Source organism: Microbispora sp. CL1-1, assembly GCF_012034195.1.
Classification (GTDB): Bacteria; Actinomycetota; Actinomycetes; order Streptosporangiales; family Streptosporangiaceae; genus Microbispora.
Genome location: NZ_JAATEK010000006.1, coordinates 119,974 through 137,622, shown reverse-complemented (window position 1 = coordinate 137,622; position 17,649 = coordinate 119,974). Strand labels below are relative to the sequence as shown.

Genomic DNA, 17,649 nt, shown 5'->3' with positions numbered 1-17,649 from the left:
TCCGTCACCGGCCTCATACTGCCCGGACGGCAGGCCGTACGGCGCCTGAATCGATCTTCCGCTGCGGCGCGGGGATCTGTACTCTCCACACATGGCCGCGGCGGTGGAGGAGATGTCGACGGCGCCGGGGACGGCCGCATGATCGACGAGATCCTGCCCTCGTGGGTGGCGTCGGCCGAGAAGTTCGGCGACGTGCCGGAGGACACGCTGTTCCCGGAGGAGAGACCGCTCATCGCACGTGCCGTCGACCGGCGGCGGCGGGAGTTCGTCACCGGACGCCACTGCGCCCGGCTCGCGCTCGCCCGAATCGGCTTTGCGCCGGTGCCGATCCCGCGCGGCGAGCGAGGCGCCCCGATCTGGCCCGCAGGCACGGTCGGCAGCATCACGCACTGCTCGGGCTATCGCGCGGCGGCCGTCGCCTCCGCCGACGTCGCGCGCGCCGTCGGCATCGACGCGGAACCGCACGAACCCCTCCCGGACGGGGTCCTTCCCACGATCGCCTCCCCCGGGGAGATCGCCGCCCTCCGGGTGATGAGCGACGCGGACGGCGAGGTCTGCTGGGACCGGATCCTGTTCAGCGCCAAGGAGTCGGTCTACAAGGTGTGGTTCCCGCTGACCCGCCGCTGGCTCGACTTCTCCGAGGCGGTCGTGGACATCGAGCCCTCGGGCACGTTCCGCGCCCGGCTCCTGGCCGCGGACCCGGCCGTCGGGACGGACGTCCTGCCGGGCCGGTGGACGGTGCGCGGCGGGCACATCGCGACCTCCATCACCCTCCCCCGGCCCTGACGATCCCGCTATGAAGATACGGCTGTGACGACCTCGCTCTGACGACCCTGTTTTGACCACCCCGCTCTGACGACCCCGCTCTGACGACCCCGCTTTGTGGATCCGCACCTGGCGCGCCCGCGTGGTCTCCTGCCACCGCTCATCGCTCGGCGGTCGCTTCACGGGGTCACTTCACGGGGTCACTTCACGGGGTCACTTCACGATGGTCACTTCGCGCGGAAGTAGTGGCCCTTGTCGAGGTCGTCGATCAGCCCCGGCTGCACCGGCTGCCACCCCAGCAGTTCACGGGTCAGTGCGCTCGTCGCCGGGGAGTCGAGCCCGATCATGCCGCCCAGCCAGGAGAAGTGCTCGCCCGCCTCCAGCCATGTCAGTGACTGCCATCAACGTAGCACCGATGTCAGTCGCCGTCATCAGCCTAGGAGCCGAGGCATGGGTCGATGGGCCCGTGAACCATGAGCCGGAACGGCGGGCAGACGGCGCGCGCCGGCACGACCCGGTCGCGATGGGGGACGGCAGACCAGGGCCGAGGGCGTCAGGCGACGGCCTCCGGCAGGCAGAGGCCGAGCTGGCTGAAGAGCTCCAACTGGTCGTAATAGTCGCGGTCGCTGACGATCAGCCCGTTCTCGATGGTGCACAACCCCGCGCCGCGGACCGCGATGCGCTGGCCGGTCGCCTCCAGCATCGACCCACCAGGTAGCAGGAGCGGCCCGAGATGCGTACCGGTCATGACGTATTCGGAGACGGCCGAGACGGCCGGATCACACGCGGGGACCTTGCACCACGGTGTGATCTGCAGATCCGGGAATGCCTGCAGCAGGTGCTCGAAGTACCAGGCGATCTGTTCGCGTCCCTCGGCCGGGCCCACCGGCCCGACATAGACGGCGTCTCGGGCGAAATACTGCATTACTACTTCAATATCGTGATCGTTCAGAGCCGCGATCACCCGATCTTTGACCTCTCGAGCGGTGGCGATCATCTTCGCTCCCCTTGAATGCGACCATCACCGGCTCCTACGACACCACGGTAACGTGGCGCCTTCTGGCGGGCCCATACCGCCGTCGCCTGCGAGACGAACGGCAGGCTCGCGAGCCCGCGTGAGGCCGACCCGCCGTTTCTTCCGCCCGAAAGATCCCGGAGGACCTTTTCTCCCGCCCGAAATCGGCTCTAGTATCCGGAACATGACCTTGCTTCCGCTCGCTCCGCCGCGGGCGGTTCCCGGCGGCCCGCCGTCCGTCCACGCGATCCCCGTCGGCCGGGAGGCCCTATGACCAGGCAGTTCGCCGCCACCCGGGCCTCCGGCGAGGTGTACGCCCTCGGGGAGGGCCCCGTGTGGGACCCCGTCAGGCAGCGCCTGCTGTGGGTGGACATCAACGCGGGAGCCGTACACGAGGGACGGCTCGACCCCGAGACCGGCACGATCACCGCCACCGCCGCGCACACCTTCGGCGCGGCGGGCAACACGGCGGGCACCGCGGCGGGCACCGCGGCGGGCAACACGGCGGGCAACACGGCGGGCAACACGGCGGGCACCACGGCGGGCACCACGGCGGACGACACGGCGGGCACCACGGCGGGCACCACGGCGGGCAACACGGTGGGCGCGGTCGCCGTATCCGCCGACGGGCAGCTCGTCGTCGCCGAGCGCGAGGTCCTCACCCGGGTCGACGCCGCGGGCCGCCGCACCGAGCTGGCCCGGGTGCTGCCGCCCGGCGCGCCGAGCCGGCTCAACGACGGCGCCGTGGACCCGGCCGGGCGCTTCCTGATCGGCAGCATGGCGCTGGACGACCGGGAGGGCCAGGAGGTGCTGGCCCGCCTCGACGGCACGGACTGCGTCCTCCTCGATGAGGACCTGACCCTGTCGAACGGCCTGGCCTGGAGCCCCGAGGGCGACCGCCTCTACAGCATCGACAGCACGCCGCACGTGGTGTGGGAGCGTGACTACGACCCGGCCACCGGGCGGACCGGGCCGCGGCGGGAACTGTTCCGGCTCACCGGTGGCATGCCCGACGGAATGTGCGCCGACGCCGAGGGCAACCTGTGGATCGCGTTCTTCGGCGGCGGCCGGGTGGAGTGCCGCGATCCGGGCGGCCGCCTGCTCGCCGTGGTCGAGGTCGGCACGCCCAACGTCACCTGCCCCGCCTTCGCCGGGCCGGACCTCGACGTCCTCGTCATCACCACGTCCACCAACGACGTCGATGTGGCCGAACACCCCGGGTCCGGGCACCTGTTCACCGCCCGGGTGGGCGTACGCGGCCTGGCGACGCCCTACTGGGCTCCGCCGCGATGACGAATCCTCATCCTTCCCGAGGAGACACGACCTTGCCTCACCCCGGCATCGGCGCCGTCGCGCCCGTCCCCGGCGTCCGGTAGTGCGGGCACTGGTCATCACCGGCCCCGGCAGGGCCGAGGTCGTGGACGTCGAACCACCGGTCGCCGCGCCCGGGCAGGTGGTCGTCGACGTCGAGCGGGTCGGCGTCTGCGGCACCGACGTGGAGCTGTTCACCGGCGAGATGAGCTATCTGCACTCCGGCCACGCCTGGTATCCGCTGCGTCCGGGCCACGAGTGGTGCGGCGTCGTCACGGCACTCGGGGACGGCGTCGACCCCGGCTGGCTGGGCCGCCGGGTCACGGGCGACACCATGCTGGGCTGCGGGCGCTGCCGCTTCTGCGGTGACGGGCTGCAGCACGTCTGTCCCGACCGGGCGGAGATCGGCATCCGCCGGGGCTTCCCGGGGGCGCTGGCCGAGCGGCTCGCCGTACCGGCGGGGGCGCTGCATGCGCTGCCCGAGACGATCGACGCGACGCTGGGCGCGCTGGTCGAACCCGGCGGCAGCGCCCTGCGCGCCGTACGTGGGGTCGCCGTGCACCCCGGCGACCGGCTGCTGGTGCTGGGCACGGGCACGATCGGCCTGCTGGTCGCGCTGCTCGCGCGGGCCAGGGGCGCCGACGTGCACCTGATGGGCCGCGACGAGCCCACGCTCCGGCCGGCCCGCGACCTCGGCTTCGCGGGCGCGTGGACCCGCGCGTCACTGCCGTCACTACGGTGGGACGCCGTGGTCGACGCGTCCAACGCGGCGGACCTGCCGGCGCTCGCGCTCGACCTGGTCAGGCCCGCGGGCCGGGTAGTCTATGTCGGTCTCGCGGGGTCTCCCAGCCGCATCGACACCCGCGACCTCGCGCTCAGGGACGTCACCGCCGTCGGCGTGCTCAGCGGATCGGCCGGTCTGGCCGGGACCATCGAGGCGTACGCGGACGGGTCGGTCGACGCCCGCCCGCTCGTGGCCGCCACCGTCGGCCTGGACGACGCCGCCGGTGTGCTGGCGGGGCGCCGCCCGGCCGGCGCGGGCCCGGGCCCGAAGATCCACATCGACCCTCGGCGATAGAGGGGGCGCAGCGCCGCCCCGGACGGAAGCGTTCACATCATGAGCCTCATCCACGTGGATCCCCCCCACCGCATCGCCCCGGCGGACCCCGCCGTGCTGGCGGCGGTGGAGGCCGCCGTGCCGGCGATCACCCGGTCCCGGGTGAGCGACCGGCTGGGCATGGCCCACGACGCCTCGCACTACCTGCTGACGCCGCAGGCGGTCGTGGTGCCGGAAAGCGCCGCGCAGGTGGCGGCGCTGATGCGGGCCGGGTTGCCGCTGACCTTCCGCTCCGGCGGCACCAGCCTGTCCGGGCAGGGCGTCACGAGTCATCTGCTCGTCGACACCCGCCGCCACTTCAGGGGTGTCGAGGTGCTCGACGGCGGTGAGCGGGTGCGGGTGCAGCCCGGCGCCGTGCTGCGGCAGGTCAACGCCCGTCTGGCCGCGTACGGCCGCAGGCTGGGCCCCGACCCGGCCAGCGAGTCGGCGTGCACGATCGGCGGGGTCGTCGCCAACAACTCCAGCGGCATGACCTGCGGCACCCACGCCAACACCTATCGGACGCTGGAGTCGATGACGCTGGTGCTGCCCAGCGGCACCGTGATCGACACCGGCGCACCCGACGCCGACGCGCGCCTGCACGCCCTCGAACCCGACCTGGCCCAGGGGCTGGAACGGCTGCGCGACCGGATCCGCGGCAATCCGGACTCCGTACGCCGGGTCAAGGCGCAGTTCTCCATCAAGAACACCATGGGCTACGGCCTGAACAGCTTCCTCGATCACAACGGCCCGGCGCAGATCCTCGCCCACCTGGTCATCGGCAGTGAGGGCACGCTGGCGTTCGTCGCGGAGGCCGTGCTGCGGACGGTGCCGCTGCACCGCCTCGCCACGACCGGCCTGATCGTCTTCCCGACGCTGCGGGAGGCGATGGCCGCCGTGCCGGAGATCGTCACGGCCGGGCCCGCCGCCATCGAACTGCTCGACGCCGAATCGCTGCGGGTGGCCGCGACCGACCCGGGCGCCGACGACGTCCTGCGCACGCTGGAGGTGCGCGATCACGCGGCGCTGCTGGTGGAGTGGCAGGAGTCCGACCCCGAGCTGCTCGCCCGGCGCGAGCGGGAGGCCGGGCAGGTCTTCGCCGGGATGGATCTCGCCGCTCCGGCCCGGCTCAGCGGCGACAGCGCCGGCCGCGCGGCCCTGTGGCGCATCCGCAAGAACCTGTACGCCTCGGCCGCCGGGGCCCGGCCGTCCGGCACCACCGCGCTGCTGGAGGACGTCGCCGTCCCGGTGCCCACGCTGGCCGATCTCTGTGACGAGCTGTCCGAGCTGTTCGACCGCTACCGCTACGAGCGCAGCGTGATCTTCGGACACGCCAAGGACGGCAACCTGCACTTCATGCTCAACGAGCGCTTCGGCACCGATCTGGGGCGCTACGCCGACTTCACCGAAGACCTGGTGGACGCCGTGCTGTCGCGTGGCGGCACGCTCAAGGCCGAGCACGGCACCGGCCGGGTCATGGCCCCCTTCGTACGCCGCCAGTACGGCGAGGAGCTGTTCGAGGTGATGCGGGAGGTCAAACGGCTGTGCGACCCCGGCGGCACGCTCAACCCCGGCGTCGTGCTCACCGACGACCCCGAGGCGCACCTGCGTGACCTAAAGCCCGTCGCCACCGTCGAGCCCGAGGTCGACCGGTGCGTGGAGTGCGGCTACTGCGAACCGGTCTGCCCCAGCCGCGACCTGACCACCACACCGCGCCAGCGCATCGTGCTGCGCCGCGAGCTGGCCGCGGCCGAAGCGGCCGGCGACCACGCCCTCGCCCGGCAGCTTGAGGAGGAGTACGGCTACGACGCCATCGACACCTGCGCCGTGGACGGCATGTGCGCCACCGCCTGCCCCGTCCTGATCAACACCGGCGACCTCACCAAACGCCTGCGCGCCGAGCGGCACGGCCGCACCGCGCGGGCGGGCTGGAAGTCCGCAGCGAAGCACTGGGACGCGGTGACCCGGGCCATGGACCTCGCGATGGACATCGCCGCCGCGTCCCCGGCCCGGCTCGCCGAGGGCGCCGGCCGGGCCGCCCGCGCCGTCGTGAGCCCGGACGCCGTTCCCCAGTGGAGCCGCGACCTGCCGCGCGGCGGCACGCCCCGGCGCGCGGCGCCGCATCGCGAAGCCGACGCCGTCTACGTGCCGTCGTGCCTGAACACCATGTTCGCCCCCGCCGACGGCGGGCCCGGCGTCATGGCCGCGCTGCTGCGGCTGGCCGAGCGGGCCGGCCTGCGGCTGCACGTGCCGGAGGGCGTCGGCAGCCTGTGCTGCGGCACCCCGTGGTCCTCGAAGGGCTTCGGCGACGGCTATGAGGTCATGCGCCGCCGGGTGCGCGATGCGCTCCTGACCGCGACCGACGGCGGCAGGCTTCCGGTCGTCAGCGACGCCGCCTCGTGCACGGAGGGGTTCGAACGGCTGACCGCCGCGGGGTCCGGACCGGCCACCGGCGCGGCCTCGCCCGCCGTCCGGGTGCTCGACGCGGTGACCTTCGTGGCCGACCACGTGCTGCCGCGGCTGCCGCAGCCGCCGGAGGACCGCCGGCTGGCCTCGCTGGCCCTCCACCCGACCTGCTCGTCCACCCGGCTCGGTCTCGACGCGGCCATCGCCAAGATCGCCGGCGTGGTCGCGAAGCGGGTCGTCGTCCCGGACGGCTGGCAGTGCTGCGCCTTCGCCGGCGACCGTGGGCTGCTGCATCCCGAGCTGACCGCCTCCGCCACCCGCGCCGAGGCCGCCTCGGTGGCCGAGGGCGGCTTCGCCGCGCACGCGTCGGTCAACCGTACGTGCGAGATCGGCATGACCCGCGCCACCGGGAAGACCTATCACCACCTGCTCGAACTGCTCGACACGATCACCGCTTGAGGGGCGCTGAGGCCGTCTCCTGCCGAGGGCCCCGGACACCGGGGTCGCCCGCCGGGCGAGTATCGTCGCGGCCGGACATAACACACCAGATCGGACGGGAGTGTCGATGAAGTTCATGAAGGCCCGGGAGGTGCCGGGGCGGGTGGCCACGGGTGCGTACATCCTGCACTCCGGCCTGGAGAAGTGGAAGGGCGGCGACGAACAGGCCGCCGGGCTCCACGGCACGGCCGCCAACGCCTTTCCGTTCCTGAAGAACATCCCGCCGCGCCGGTTCCTCAAACTGCTGTCCGCGGCCGAGATCGCGACGGGCGTGGCTCTCCTGACGCCGTTCGTGCCCGCCGCGCTCGCCGGAGCCGCGCTCACCGGATTCTCCGGCAGCCTGGTCGCGCTCTACCTGCGTACGCCCGCGCTGCACAAGCCCGGCAGCATCTGGCCGACCCCGGCGGGCATCGGCATCAGCAAGGACGTGTGGATGCTGGGCGTCGGGCTCGGGCTGCTCGCCGACGCCGCGACCCGGCGGCGCGACGGCTGACCCGCCGCCCTCGGGGAAGCGCGTCAGAGCGCTCGCAGCGCGCGCCGCAGACGACTCACCAGCGTGAGGGGCTCGTCCTCCTCCGGCGCGGCGTCGTCGTCCGGCAGGTCGTACCAGTGCGTGTCGCCCGGGAACGGGTCCGGCTCCGCACCGGGCTCGTCCCCGGCGGCGGCGTCGTCCGGTGCCTCGAACGGCGGGAACTGCTCGGAAACGGCCACTGGTACGGTCCTCACGATGAAGCGGGCACGTCCCGGGGGACGCCTGCGAGAACTGTACGCGTAGCTTCGGGACAACTGCCCCGGTTCGTCCCCTCCGATGTTCGTCCCTGGCTACAGAAGATCCGCCGGGCGGGTATGGAGGATGCGGGCCAGCAGGGCGGTCATCTGCTCGCGCTCCGCGGGGCCGAGGCAGGCGAACCACTCCCGCTCCCTGCGGGTCTGCTCGGCGAATGCCTCACGCACGGCCGCCTCGCCCGCCTCGGTCAGCGCGACGACCACCGCGCGGCCGTCGTCGGGCACCGGTCGCCGTTCGACCAGGCCGCCGCGTTCGAGGGTGTTGACGGCGTTGGTCACCGCGGACCTCGACATGGCGGAGATCTCGGCGAGCCGTACGGGCTGGGTGGGGCCGAGCAGCCAGAGCTTGAACATCAGCCGGAAACCGGGCAGCGTCAGACCGCGCGGCCGGTGGATACGGGTCTCCAGGTCGGTGACCAGCACGTAGGCGAGCTGGAGCAGGTGATAGGCCAGCGCGAACGCCTCCGCGTCGGCCGGAGGCGACATCTCCGCCAGGCGCTCGCGCGCGTAGGCGGCGTACCGCAGGTCGGGTGGCGTGGCCGCGCCGGAATCCGGCCGGATGCCGGGCTCGCTGTCCATCGGTCAAGTCTTGCGCAGCCGCAGGAGTGCCGTGAATATTGTTTCGGCCATAACGACTTCTCCTCATTTCTCCCCGGAGGCCCACGTGCGCATCGTCATCGCCGGAGCAGGCATCGGCGGGCTGACCGCCGCGCTCAGCCTGCACGCGGCCGGGTTCGAAGACGTGACCGTGCACGAGGCCGCCCCCGAGATCCGGCCGCTGGGCGTCGGGATCAACCTCCTCCCCCACGCCGTACGGGAGCTGACCGAGCTGGGGCTGGCCGACCGGCTGGCGGAGATCGGCGTGGCCACGGCCGAACTGGCCTACTTCAACCGCTACGGCACGCCGATCTGGTCCGAGCCCCGGGGACTGGCCGCGGGCTACGCCTGGCCGCAATACTCCGTCCATCGCGGGACGCTCCAGATGCTCCTGCTGGAGGCGGTCGTCGAGCGGCTCGGCCCGGACTCCGTGCGGAGTGGCAGCAGGATCACCGGTCCCGGCGACGAGGACCTGCTGATCGGCGCGGACGGGATCCACTCGGCCGTGCGCGCCCATCTCTACCCCGATGAGGGTCCGCCGCCGTGGAACGGCCTGGTCCTGTGGCGGGGCGTCACCTACGGCGAGCCGTTCCTCACCGGCCGGTCCATGATCATGGCCGGTGACGGCACGCAGAAGTTCGTCGCCTACCCCATCGAGACCGGCGAACGCACACTGATCAACTGGATCGCGGAGCGGCCGCTGGACGGCGAGGCCCCCGACCGGGGGAACTGGAACCGCCCGGCCGACCTGACCGAGATCGGCAGGCACTTCGCCGACTGGCGCTTCGACTGGCTCGACGTGCCCGGGATCATCGCCGGGGCCGAGACCGCGTACGAGTACCCGATGGTCGACCGCGACCCCCTGCCCCGCTGGACCTTCGACGGCATCACGCTCCTCGGCGACGCGGCGCACGCCATGTATCCGATCGGCTCCAACGGCGCCTCCCAGGCGATCATCGACGCCCGCGTGCTGGCGTACGCCCTCGCCCAGGGCGACCTGGCGGCGTACGAGGAGCTGCGCCGGCCGGCCACCACGGCGCTTCAGCTGTCCAACCGCGAGATGGGCCCGGAGGTCGTCATGAAGCTCGCCCACGAGCGGGCGCCCGAAGGGTTCGACGACATCGATCAGGTCATCCCCCACGAGGAGCGGGCGGAGATCGCCGCCTCCTACAAGCGGACCGCCGGATTCGACCCCGCCTCGCTCAGCGAACGCCCCTCGTGGAGCGTAGATCGGAGTGCCGCCTCGTGAACCTCGAACCGCTCGCCACCTTCCACGTGGATCTCGATCCCGTGCTCGACCTCGGCGACTCGCACTGGGGCCACCGCCGTGTGGTCAACATCGTGGGCGGCACGTTCGACGGTCCCCGCCTGTCGGGAACCGTGCTGCCCGGCGGGGCCGACTGGCAGGTCGTCCACGCCGACGGCATGATCAGCATCGACACGCGCTACACGCTGCGCACCCACGACGGCGCGCACATCTACATCACCACCAGCGGAGTCAGGCACGGCTCCCCCGAGGTGCTCGACCGCCTCGGGCGCGGCGAAGACGTGGACCCGTCGGAGTACTACTTCCGGCTGTTCTGCCGCTTCGAGACGGGCGACGATCGATATCTGTGGCTCAACCGCACCCTCGCCGTGGCCTCGGCCGCCCGCGTGGCCACCGCCGTACGCTACGACGCCTACGCCCTGACCTGACCTGACCTCGTCCTGAGGAGCCCCATGCCGAAGCTCGACCGCTCCCCGTTTCCGGTCACCGTCGAGCACGACGTCCCGATGCCGATGCGGGACGGCACCGTCCTGCGCGGCTCCGTCCACCGGCCGGCCCACGGCGGCCCGTTCCCGGCGCTGCTCATGCGCACGCCGTACGGCGAGGACTCGCTGCGGACGGCGCCGGTGACGCCCGCGCTGCGGGCCGGGTTCGCGGTGGTGCTGCAGCACTGCCGGGGGCGCGGGAGCAGCGACGGCGAGTTCCGGCCGTGGGCGGACGAGGGCGCCGACGGCCACGACACGATCACCTGGATCACCGCGCAGCCCTGGTCGAACGGCGAGGTCGTCATGAGCGGCATGTCCTACCTCGCCGGGTGTGCCCTCCAGGCGGCGGCGACCCGCCCGCCGGGGCTGAAGGCCGTGGTCGCCTCCATGACGCCACACGACTTCCACGACGGCCTCAAATATCACGGCGGGGCCTTCGCCCTGGGCTCGGCACTCAACTGGGGTGCGCTGCAGGCGATGCTCAGCCTGCTGCACGCCGCCGAGGCGGGCGAGGACGCCGGCCCGGGTCTGGCCGTGGTCCTTCCCGTGCTGCACGACCAGGACGCCGCGGCACGCACCCTGCCGGTCGGCGACATCCCCGGCATCCCCTGGTGGCGCGACTGGACCTCGCACGTGGAACGCGACGCCTACTGGGAGGACCTGGCCGATACCCTGCGCCACGACCGCATCGAGGTGCCGGTCATGCACGTGGCGGGCTGGTTCGACCTGTTCCTCGGCGGGACGCTGGAAAACCACCGCCGTCTCGGTGGTCCTCTGGTCATCGGCCCCTGGTCCCACCTCGCGCCGGGCGCCGCGGGCACCGGGCGGCTGTTCTTCGGGGCCGCCGCCTCGGGGCAGGCGATCGGGCTGGAGCAGCGGGAGCTCGCGTTCCTGAAGGGCGAGGACACCGGCCCCGCCGTGAAGATCTTCGTGATGGGCGACGACGTCTGGCGGGACGAGGAGACCTGGCCGCTGGAGCGCGCCGTCGAGACCCCCTACTACCTGCACACCGGCGGGCTCCTCTCCCCCGAGCCTCCCTCGGCGTACGAGCCGGCGACCTTCACCTTCGACCCGCGCGACCCGGTCCCGACCGTCGGCGGCCCGACCCTGCTGGCCGATCCCACCAACGTCGGCCCGCAGGACCAGCGCGACGTGGAGCGGCGGCCCGACGTGCTCTGCTACTCGACCGAGGTGCTCGCCTCCGACGTCGAGGTGACGGGCCCGGTGTCGGTGACCCTGCACGCGGAGACCTCCGCCGCCTCGACCGACTGGACGGCCAAGCTCGTGGACGTCCATCCCGACGGCCGGGCGATGAGCGTGATCGACGGCATCGTCCGCGTCGCCGAGCCGTCCGGGACGTTCGTCATCGATCTGGTGGCCACCAGCCAGGTCTTCAAGGCCGGTCACCGGATCCGGGTGGAGATCTCCAGCTCCAACTTCCCCCGTTTCGACCGCAACCCCGGCACCGGCCGGAGCGCGGCGACCGAGGCGGACATGGTCGTCCAGCACCAGAAGGTCTTCCCCGACTCGTACATCACGCTGCCGATCGTCCCCCGCTGACCCCACTTCCCTGGGCCGGCCTCCCTGCCGTCGATCCGGTGGCGATCCCTTCGAGGAGATCCACGCCTCCGCCCCATCCGGCCGCCCGGAAGCCGTGGCAACCCGGATCAGCCTTCGGCCTTCGCCTTCACGGCCTGCGCCGTTCTCCCGGCCAGCCCGGCACTCTACAAGCATCATTCCGGCACGAGCGAGAACTTACGATCACCATCTGGCCTCCTCCTATGCCCAACACCTCATCGAGCCCGGCTTCTGCTCGCGGCTGATTCCGCTACGTTGCGACGCCCTGGCACAGTTGATCACGAACGTGCACAATGACCTCCGTGAAGGTGTACGTCGGGGTGACCGACGACAGGTGGTACCGCTTTCTGGCGGGACGTCCCGACCTGAGCGAGGTCAATTTCTGGCGGCCCTCCAGCGGACGGGAGTTCCGCGCGATCGACCACGGCGAGCCGTTCTTCTTCAAAACGCACCATCCGCACAACCGCGTGGTCGGCGGTGGGTTCTTCAGCGGCTTCGCGCCTCTCCGAGTGTCCGAGGCATGGGAGTTCTTCGGGCAGGGAAACGGCGCCGTGAGCCTGGGAGAACTGCGTCAGCAGGTGGGCAAATACCGCAGCCGACCGATGATGCTCGGCGAGGACCCGGTCATCGGCTGCGTCATCATCCGCGACGTCTTCTTCTATCCCGAGGATCGTGTCGCCGGACCACCGCCCGGCTTCGCTTCGAACATCGTGCAGGGCAAGAGCTACGACCTTGCCGTTCACCCTGCCGCTGGTTACTTCTACGATTTGCTGAACCGGGCCGGGATCGGCGGGGACGTCGACCTGTCCGAGCCGTGGCATCGCGACGGGCCCGTCTTCGGCGACCCCAGGATGGCTCCACGAAGGCTCGGTCAGCAGGCGTTCCAGGCCGTCGTCCTCCATGCATACGAACGGCGTTGCGCGATCACCGGTGACCGGATCAGGCCGGTCCTGCAGGCCGCACACATCCGTCCGGTCACGAAGGGCGGCGAGCACCGGTTGGACAACGGGCTCCTGCTCCGCTCGGACGTGCACACGCTCTTCGACCGCGGTTATCTGGCGGTCGACCCCGAGCATCGGTTACTGGTCAGCCCGCGCCTGCGCGAGGAGTTCGGCAACGGCGAGGAGTTCTACCGGCGGGCCGGGCAGGAAATCGCGGTCCCCGACCGGCCCCGCGACCGGCCGAACCGGGAATCCATCGAGTGGCATCTCGACGAAGTCTTCCTCCGTACGTAGGCCCGCCCGACACCCGGCTCGGCGGGGTCACGACAACCCAGCCGGGCCGGGTCAGGAGATGTCGCCGAGCAGCTCGTCGGAGGAGTCAACCGTGGCAGCTGCCCGGAGCCGGGAATTCAGACGATCGAAATCGTGGCATTTCCGGATCCGCTCGGAAAAGTCGTCGGACACCTCGATACCCCGGGCCGACAGGACCGTCAGGATCGCCTCCGCCTTACCTTCAGCTATGCCTTCGGCCTTGCCCTTGGCGATGTTCTCGCGGGCCCAGTCGCTGAGGTATTCGTAAGTCTCGCTCTTCAAGTGCTCCTCCAAGTGATCCCAGACCTCTCGAGGCAGCGCCGCACGAACCATGTCAGCGTACATACCCCCAGGTCCCGGTCGAGATTGTGCAGCGCGGCGAACAGGGCGTTGAGGATCTCGGGGCCCTCCGGCGTGGCGGCGTGGTGGATCGCCGAGAGCACCGCGAGCTCGATGTCCTCGGCCGCCTGACCGGGATCGGTGATGACCGGCACCTCGTTGGTGCCCGCGACCAGCGGCTTGAGGACCAGACCGGGGTGGCCGAGTTCGATCGGGCGGGCGCACCAGCGGGCGACCGACGCCTCGGGGCACACCACCAGCAGGATGACCGGGCATTCGAGGCGGCTGCTACCGCAGCAGCAGAGGATCGTTGGCCGCCCGGGCGGGCGAGAAGGGCTCGGACGCTGAATATGACGGCATGCCCGCCTTCATCGGTTGCTCGTTCACCAGCGGATGAAGTCCGGCGGGACGTGGTCCACCAGCCAGACGCCGTTGGCACTCACCCGGAAGTGATGCCCCGCCGCGTACATAGCGCCCGCGTCGACCACGAGCACGACCGGCTTCCCCCTGCGTGCGCCGACCCGGGTGGCGGTCTCCCGGTCCGGCGACAGGTGGACGTGATGGCGGGCCATCGGCCGCAGCCCCTCCACGCGGATCGGCTCGACGTTCCGGGCGACCGTGCCGTGGTAGAGGACCGGAGGCGGCTCGGCCACCGGCAGGTCGAGGTCGACGGGCACCGAGTGCCCCTGGCTGGCGCGGATGCGATCACCCCCGATCACGTATCGCCGTTTGTCGTTGCCGGCGACCACCTGCTCCAGCTCGGCACGCGAGATCGGGAACCCGTTCGAGGCCGCCGCCGTCAGCAGCACGTCGATGTCCACCCAGCCGTGCGCGTCGAGTTCGATGCCGATGCGCTCGGGCTGGTGGCGCAGGTGCTTGGCGAGGTACTTCGAGACCCGCACCAGCCGCTGTTCGTCCACACCTTCCTCCAGTCCCCGGCGTCTAGATCACCCTATGGTGTCGGTCATGGACTGGGTCGAGCGTTTCGCGAACCTCCGCCGCTGCACGCTGCGGGGCGAACGGGCAGGCCTGCACGGGTTCCCCACGCCGGTCTCGACTCTGTCGACACGAGCCACATCGAGTGGCACGGCCGCCAGGTCTTCCGGACCCCGGCACGGCAGGGATAGCCGATAGGCTTCAGGCCCTATGGACAGCTCGATCCTGGAGAAGGTCCGCGAACTGCGCGGACAGGGCAACTCCCCCAAGCAGATCGCCCGGGCCCTGGGCATGGCGCCTGCGGCGGTCGCGCCGTACATCAGGGCGGTGGCCGAGCAGACGGGCGGGCAGGCCGCCGAACCCGAAGTCGCGGGGTGCTGGATCAACGCGGGCTGGAGCGAGGGGCTGACCATCCCGGACACGACCGGCTGGGCGGACGACGCCCCGGACGGCCAGGAGACGGCGGGCACGGTGAGCGTCATCGTGGCGCGCAAGCACGGCTGGGACAAGCTGTCGGTCTGCGCCTACCTCGTCGACGTCTACTGCCTCGGCGTCAAGCACGCCCTGGGCCCCGACGTGATGAACGAAGTGGAGCTGCACCGCTTCCTCACCAGGTATTTCCGGATCTACCCGCGGGGCCGGCGGGAGGCGCCGCTCGATTTGGTGCGGCACCTCGTCTTCGGCGCGGTCGACTACGCCCGCGATCTCGGCTTCGAGCCGACGGCGGACTTCGCCGCGACGGCCGGCCACCTCGGCACCTGGGACGAGAAGTCGGCCATCACGTTCGGCAAGGACGGCAAGCCCCTCTATCTCGCGGGCCCGGACGACGACGTCAGGCACGTGGTGAAGACGCTGGAGCGGCGGGTCGGCCCGCCGCCCAACTTCGACTTCTTCGCCCCGATGCCCGAGTCGCAGATCTCCCTGGGCGGTCACCGGCTCGCCTGACGCCGGAGGACACGAGGAGCCGCCCGCGCTCCCGGGCCGCCGGTCGCCCTGGCGGCCCGGGGAGGTGGCACTCGCTCATCTGTGCGCGAACAGGCGGTCCGCCGTACGTCCCGGCGTGCCAGACTGCGAGGCATGGCAGCATCGGGCCGACCAGTGGTCATCGACATCCGGACGCGCCGGGCCGCCGAGGAGCGCGGCAAAGCGACTCCCGACGGCTCTGACCCGTTGCTGCGCACGGTGTATGGGGAGATCCTCCGCGACGAGCGGCTGGACCAGGACCGCACACTCGACGACGTGGCGCATGCGGTGGGCATGTCGAAGCAGTATCTGTCGGAGGTCGAGCGCGGCCGCAAGGAGCCGTCGTCGGAGATGCTGCACTCGGTGTGCGACGCGCTCGGGTTGCCGATCGAGCACCTGCTCACCCGTGCCGTCCGGCGGATCACGGCGTCGCGGCGGATCGCGACCGGCAGGCCGTCCGGCACGCCACGGGTGGAGCTGTTGGCGGCGTGAGCGCTACGACGGCTCGCGAGCGCTGATCACCTCGTCGGCCAGGCCGTACTCGACGGCCTCTCGGGCGGTGAAGATGCGGTCGCGGTCGGTGTCCTCGCGCAGCCGCGCGACCTCCACCCCGGTGTGGCGGCTGAGGATCTCCTCGGTCTGCGCGCGCACGCGCAGCACCTCGGCCGCCTGCAGGGTCAGGTCGGAGATGGTGCCCTGCCCCTGCGTGGACGGCTGGTGGAGCAGCACGCGGGAGTGGCCGAGCATGAAACGCCGCCCGGGGGCGCCGGCGGCGAAGAGCACCGCGGCGGCGGAGGCCGCCTGGCCCATGCAGTACGTCGCGACCTTCGCGCGGATGAACTGCATGGTGTCGTAGATCGCGAGCATCGCGGTCGACGAGCCGCCCGGGGAGTTGATGTACAGGTTGATCTCCTGGTCCGGGCTCTCCGCCTCCAGGTGCAGCAACTGTGCCATCACGACGTTGGCGACGCCGTCGTCGATCTCCGTGCCGAGGAAGATGATCCGCTCGTTGAGCAGCCGGCTGAAGATGTCGAACGACCGCTCCCCCACCGGGGTCTTCTCGACCACGTACGGAATCGTGTACTGGCTCATGACGTGAACCCCATCCGGTTGGAAACGGCGTACGGCGCGATGGCCTGGAAGGAGTCGACGATCGAGTCGATGATCCCGTAGTCGCGGGCCTGCTCGGGGGTGAACCAGCGGTCCCGGTCGCTGTCGGCGGCGATCTCCTCGATCGTGCGGCCCGTCTCCGCGGCGAGGATCTCCTCGGACTGCCGTTTCATGTACTTGAGGTTCTCTGCCTGGATGGAGATGTCGATCGCCGTGCCGCCGATGCCGGCCGACGGCTGGTGCATCATGATCCGGCTGTGCGCGAGGCTGATCCGCTTGCCGTGCGTGCCGGACGCCAGCAGCACCTGGCCCATGCTCGCCGCCATCCCCAGCGCGACGGTGACGACGTCGTTCGGCACCAGCTTCATCGTGTCGTAGATCGCCAGCCCGGCCAGCACCGACCCTCCCGGCGAATTGATGTAGAGGATGATGTCGCTTTCGGGGTCCGCCGAGGCGAGCAGCACCATCTCGGCGCACGCCCGCTCGGCCATCTCGTCGTCGACCTCTCCGGTCAGCAGCAGGGTCCGTTGCTGGAACAGCCTTTCGTTCAGCCGATCCCGGTAACTCGTGCTCGGTGAAACACTCATGGCGCAGTTGTATCCGCCGCGACCCCGCTACCTGTCGATATGTCTGCTGAGGGCAGACCGGATGGTGCGCGAGCGGGCGGCGGGCTGGTGACCTGAACGCCTTCGGCGCATCCCGGCGTACGGCGGGCGGGCGGCCTGACGACCAGGCCGCCGACCGCGGCCACCGCCGATCACTCCCGCGCCCGGCCGCGTACGGGAGGCGGGCACGTGCGACCCGCCTCTGTCCCGATGGATCCCCCCCACCGGGCTCCCGGTCATGGCCCGGGAAACCCCGGCGGCCGGTCAGCGGGCCTGGCCCGGCGCTCCGGGCCGGGTCATCGGCCGGACGCGGTCGCCTTGGGCGAGGCGCCGGCGGACGGCGACGCGGGCGCCTCGGGGGACGCGGACCCCGATGGCGTGGCCGAACTCGTGGCCTCCGGCTTGGCCGGTCCTATGACCGAAGAGGACGGTTGCGGCGAGGCGTTCGCGACCGGCGTCACCGTGTCCGGCGTTCCGGAGGAGACGAAGACCAGCACTCCCGTCGCGACGGCCACCACCGCCACCACTCCGGCGGCCGCATACATGATCTTGCGCCTGAGCCGCCTGCGCTGCTCGCGCCGCCTGGCTTCCTCGCGCCGCATCGCGGCGCGCATGCGCTTCACCTTTCGCTGTGACATG

General features: G+C 71.5%; 20 protein-coding genes and 1 pseudogene. 12 read left to right on the top strand and 9 right to left on the bottom strand.

Features of this window, described 5'->3' with window-relative positions:
- The first annotated feature begins 138 nt into the window (after positions 1–138).
- Positions 139–786 (top strand): 4'-phosphopantetheinyl transferase superfamily protein, encoded by a 648-nt coding sequence (locus HCK04_RS10100; RefSeq protein WP_142646909.1) that lies wholly within the window; start codon positions 139–141, stop codon positions 784–786.
- A gap of 532 nt (positions 787–1,318) precedes the next feature.
- Here HCK04_RS10100 and HCK04_RS10090 read toward each other — a convergent pair.
- Entirely contained in the window at positions 1,319–1,762 is a 444-nt protein-coding gene (locus tag HCK04_RS10090; protein WP_205830058.1) for a nuclear transport factor 2 family protein, read from the bottom strand.
- A 288-nt stretch (positions 1,763–2,050) separates the two neighbouring features.
- Between HCK04_RS10090 and HCK04_RS10085 the strand changes: the two genes are divergently transcribed.
- The 4 genes from HCK04_RS10085 (at position 2,051) to HCK04_RS10070 (ending at position 7,584) form a co-directional block, all read left to right on the top strand.
- Positions 2,051–3,073, top strand: a complete 1,023-nt coding sequence (locus tag HCK04_RS10085) for an SMP-30/gluconolactonase/LRE family protein (RefSeq protein WP_142646908.1) — start codon at positions 2,051–2,053, stop codon at positions 3,071–3,073.
- An 82-nt stretch (positions 3,074–3,155) separates the two neighbouring features.
- Positions 3,156–4,169, top strand: coding sequence for an alcohol dehydrogenase catalytic domain-containing protein (locus tag HCK04_RS10080; protein ID WP_221889893.1), 1,014 nt, complete (start codon positions 3,156–3,158; stop codon positions 4,167–4,169).
- Positions 4,170–4,208: 39 nt separating this feature from the next.
- Entirely contained in the window at positions 4,209–7,052 is a 2,844-nt protein-coding gene (locus tag HCK04_RS10075) for an FAD-binding and (Fe-S)-binding domain-containing protein (protein ID WP_142646906.1), read from the top strand.
- Between the two features lie 106 nt (positions 7,053–7,158).
- Entirely contained in the window at positions 7,159–7,584 is a 426-nt protein-coding gene (locus tag HCK04_RS10070; protein ID WP_205830057.1) for a DoxX family membrane protein, read from the top strand.
- 23 nt (positions 7,585–7,607) lie between these two features.
- On the opposite strand, the gene HCK04_RS10065 is transcribed toward HCK04_RS10070, so the two are convergent.
- Both HCK04_RS10065 and HCK04_RS10060 read right to left on the bottom strand, forming a co-directional pair.
- Entirely contained in the window at positions 7,608–7,802 is a 195-nt protein-coding gene (locus HCK04_RS10065; protein WP_142646905.1) for a hypothetical protein, read from the bottom strand.
- A 111-nt stretch (positions 7,803–7,913) separates the two neighbouring features.
- Positions 7,914–8,456: a MarR family transcriptional regulator gene (locus HCK04_RS10060; RefSeq protein ID WP_205830056.1), complete on the bottom strand. Its 543-nt coding sequence runs from the start codon at positions 8,454–8,456 to the stop codon at positions 7,914–7,916.
- Positions 8,457–8,541: 85 nt separating this feature from the next.
- Here HCK04_RS10060 and HCK04_RS10055 point away from each other — a divergent pair, with 85 nt between their 5' ends.
- The 4 genes from HCK04_RS10055 to HCK04_RS10040 all read left to right on the top strand — a co-directional run bounded on the left by HCK04_RS10055 (position 8,542) and on the right by HCK04_RS10040 (position 13,039).
- Entirely contained in the window at positions 8,542–9,723 is a 1,182-nt protein-coding gene (locus HCK04_RS10055) for a flavin-dependent oxidoreductase (RefSeq protein WP_142646904.1), read from the top strand.
- On the top strand, positions 9,720–10,169 hold the full coding sequence (locus tag HCK04_RS10050; protein WP_142646903.1) for a DUF3237 domain-containing protein: 450 nt from the start codon (positions 9,720–9,722) through the stop codon (positions 10,167–10,169). Before HCK04_RS10055 ends, HCK04_RS10050 begins: the two co-directional genes overlap by 4 nt.
- 24 nt (positions 10,170–10,193) lie before the next feature.
- Positions 10,194–11,786: a CocE/NonD family hydrolase gene (locus HCK04_RS10045; RefSeq protein WP_142646902.1), complete on the top strand. Its 1,593-nt coding sequence runs from the start codon at positions 10,194–10,196 to the stop codon at positions 11,784–11,786.
- 311 nt (positions 11,787–12,097) lie between these two features.
- Entirely contained in the window at positions 12,098–13,039 is a 942-nt protein-coding gene (locus HCK04_RS10040; RefSeq protein ID WP_142646901.1) for an HNH endonuclease, read from the top strand.
- Positions 13,040–13,090: 51 nt separating this feature from the next.
- Here HCK04_RS10040 and HCK04_RS10035 read toward each other — a convergent pair whose 3' ends face one another.
- The 3 genes from HCK04_RS10035 to HCK04_RS10025 all read right to left on the bottom strand — a co-directional run bounded on the left by HCK04_RS10035 (position 13,091) and on the right by HCK04_RS10025 (position 14,316).
- On the bottom strand, positions 13,091–13,339 hold the full coding sequence (locus HCK04_RS10035; RefSeq protein WP_142646900.1) for a hypothetical protein: 249 nt from the start codon (positions 13,337–13,339) through the stop codon (positions 13,091–13,093).
- Positions 13,336–13,650: a hypothetical protein gene (locus HCK04_RS10030; RefSeq protein ID WP_142646899.1), complete on the bottom strand. Its 315-nt coding sequence runs from the start codon at positions 13,648–13,650 to the stop codon at positions 13,336–13,338. Before HCK04_RS10030 ends, HCK04_RS10035 begins: the two co-directional genes overlap by 4 nt.
- Before the next feature lie 129 nt (positions 13,651–13,779).
- Positions 13,780–14,316, bottom strand: coding sequence for an RNA 2'-phosphotransferase (locus HCK04_RS10025; protein WP_142646898.1), 537 nt, complete (start codon positions 14,314–14,316; stop codon positions 13,780–13,782).
- Between the two features lie 102 nt (positions 14,317–14,418).
- On the opposite strand from HCK04_RS10025, the pseudogene HCK04_RS44135 reads away from it, so the two are divergent.
- From HCK04_RS44135 to HCK04_RS10015, 3 genes and pseudogenes are all read left to right on the top strand, one after another.
- Positions 14,419–14,523: pseudogene (locus HCK04_RS44135) on the top strand (restriction endonuclease); the annotation flags it as partial.
- Between the two features lie 19 nt (positions 14,524–14,542).
- Entirely contained in the window at positions 14,543–15,277 is a 735-nt protein-coding gene (locus HCK04_RS10020; RefSeq protein ID WP_142646897.1) for a helix-turn-helix domain-containing protein, read from the top strand.
- 132 nt (positions 15,278–15,409) lie between these two features.
- Positions 15,410–15,787: a helix-turn-helix transcriptional regulator gene (locus HCK04_RS10015; protein WP_142646896.1), complete on the top strand. Its 378-nt coding sequence runs from the start codon at positions 15,410–15,412 to the stop codon at positions 15,785–15,787.
- A 3-nt stretch (positions 15,788–15,790) separates the two neighbouring features.
- Here the strand turns inward: HCK04_RS10015 and HCK04_RS10010 are convergent, their stop codons facing one another.
- From HCK04_RS10010 to HCK04_RS10000, 3 genes are all read right to left on the bottom strand, one after another.
- On the bottom strand, positions 15,791–16,387 hold the full coding sequence (locus HCK04_RS10010) for an ATP-dependent Clp protease proteolytic subunit (protein ID WP_142646895.1): 597 nt from the start codon (positions 16,385–16,387) through the stop codon (positions 15,791–15,793).
- Positions 16,384–16,992, bottom strand: coding sequence for an ATP-dependent Clp protease proteolytic subunit (locus HCK04_RS10005; RefSeq protein WP_142646894.1), 609 nt, complete (start codon positions 16,990–16,992; stop codon positions 16,384–16,386). Before HCK04_RS10005 ends, HCK04_RS10010 begins: the two co-directional genes overlap by 4 nt.
- A 314-nt stretch (positions 16,993–17,306) precedes the next feature.
- Positions 17,307–17,648, bottom strand: coding sequence for a hypothetical protein (locus tag HCK04_RS10000; protein ID WP_142646893.1), 342 nt, complete (start codon positions 17,646–17,648; stop codon positions 17,307–17,309).
- Between the last annotated feature and the right edge of the window lies 1 nt (position 17,649).

Excerpts from the sequence above, each read along its gene's own strand:
- HCK04_RS10010 (WP_142646895.1), bottom strand. The coding sequence starts at position 16,387 with ATGAGCCAGTACACGATTCCGTACGTGGTCGAGAAGACCCCGGTGGGG.
- HCK04_RS10015 (WP_142646896.1), top strand. The coding sequence starts at position 15,410 with ATGGCAGCATCGGGCCGACCAGTGGTCATCGACATCCGGACGCGCCGG.
- HCK04_RS10090 (WP_205830058.1), bottom strand. The coding sequence starts at position 1,762 with ATGATCGCCACCGCTCGAGAGGTCAAAGATCGGGTGATCGCGGCTCTG.
- HCK04_RS10100 (WP_142646909.1), top strand. The coding sequence starts at position 139 with ATGATCGACGAGATCCTGCCCTCGTGGGTGGCGTCGGCCGAGAAGTTC.
- HCK04_RS10075 (WP_142646906.1), top strand. The coding sequence starts at position 4,209 with ATGAGCCTCATCCACGTGGATCCCCCCCACCGCATCGCCCCGGCGGAC.
- HCK04_RS10060 (WP_205830056.1), bottom strand. The coding sequence starts at position 8,456 with ATGGACAGCGAGCCCGGCATCCGGCCGGATTCCGGCGCGGCCACGCCA.
- HCK04_RS10085 (WP_142646908.1), top strand. The coding sequence starts at position 2,051 with ATGACCAGGCAGTTCGCCGCCACCCGGGCCTCCGGCGAGGTGTACGCC.
- HCK04_RS10040 (WP_142646901.1), top strand. The coding sequence starts at position 12,098 with ATGACCTCCGTGAAGGTGTACGTCGGGGTGACCGACGACAGGTGGTAC.
- HCK04_RS10070 (WP_205830057.1), top strand. The coding sequence starts at position 7,159 with ATGAAGTTCATGAAGGCCCGGGAGGTGCCGGGGCGGGTGGCCACGGGT.
- HCK04_RS10005 (WP_142646894.1), bottom strand. The coding sequence starts at position 16,992 with ATGAGTGTTTCACCGAGCACGAGTTACCGGGATCGGCTGAACGAAAGG.
- HCK04_RS10045 (WP_142646902.1), top strand. The coding sequence starts at position 10,194 with ATGCCGAAGCTCGACCGCTCCCCGTTTCCGGTCACCGTCGAGCACGAC.
- HCK04_RS10020 (WP_142646897.1), top strand. The coding sequence starts at position 14,543 with ATGGACAGCTCGATCCTGGAGAAGGTCCGCGAACTGCGCGGACAGGGC.
- HCK04_RS10000 (WP_142646893.1), bottom strand. The coding sequence starts at position 17,648 with ATGTCACAGCGAAAGGTGAAGCGCATGCGCGCCGCGATGCGGCGCGAG.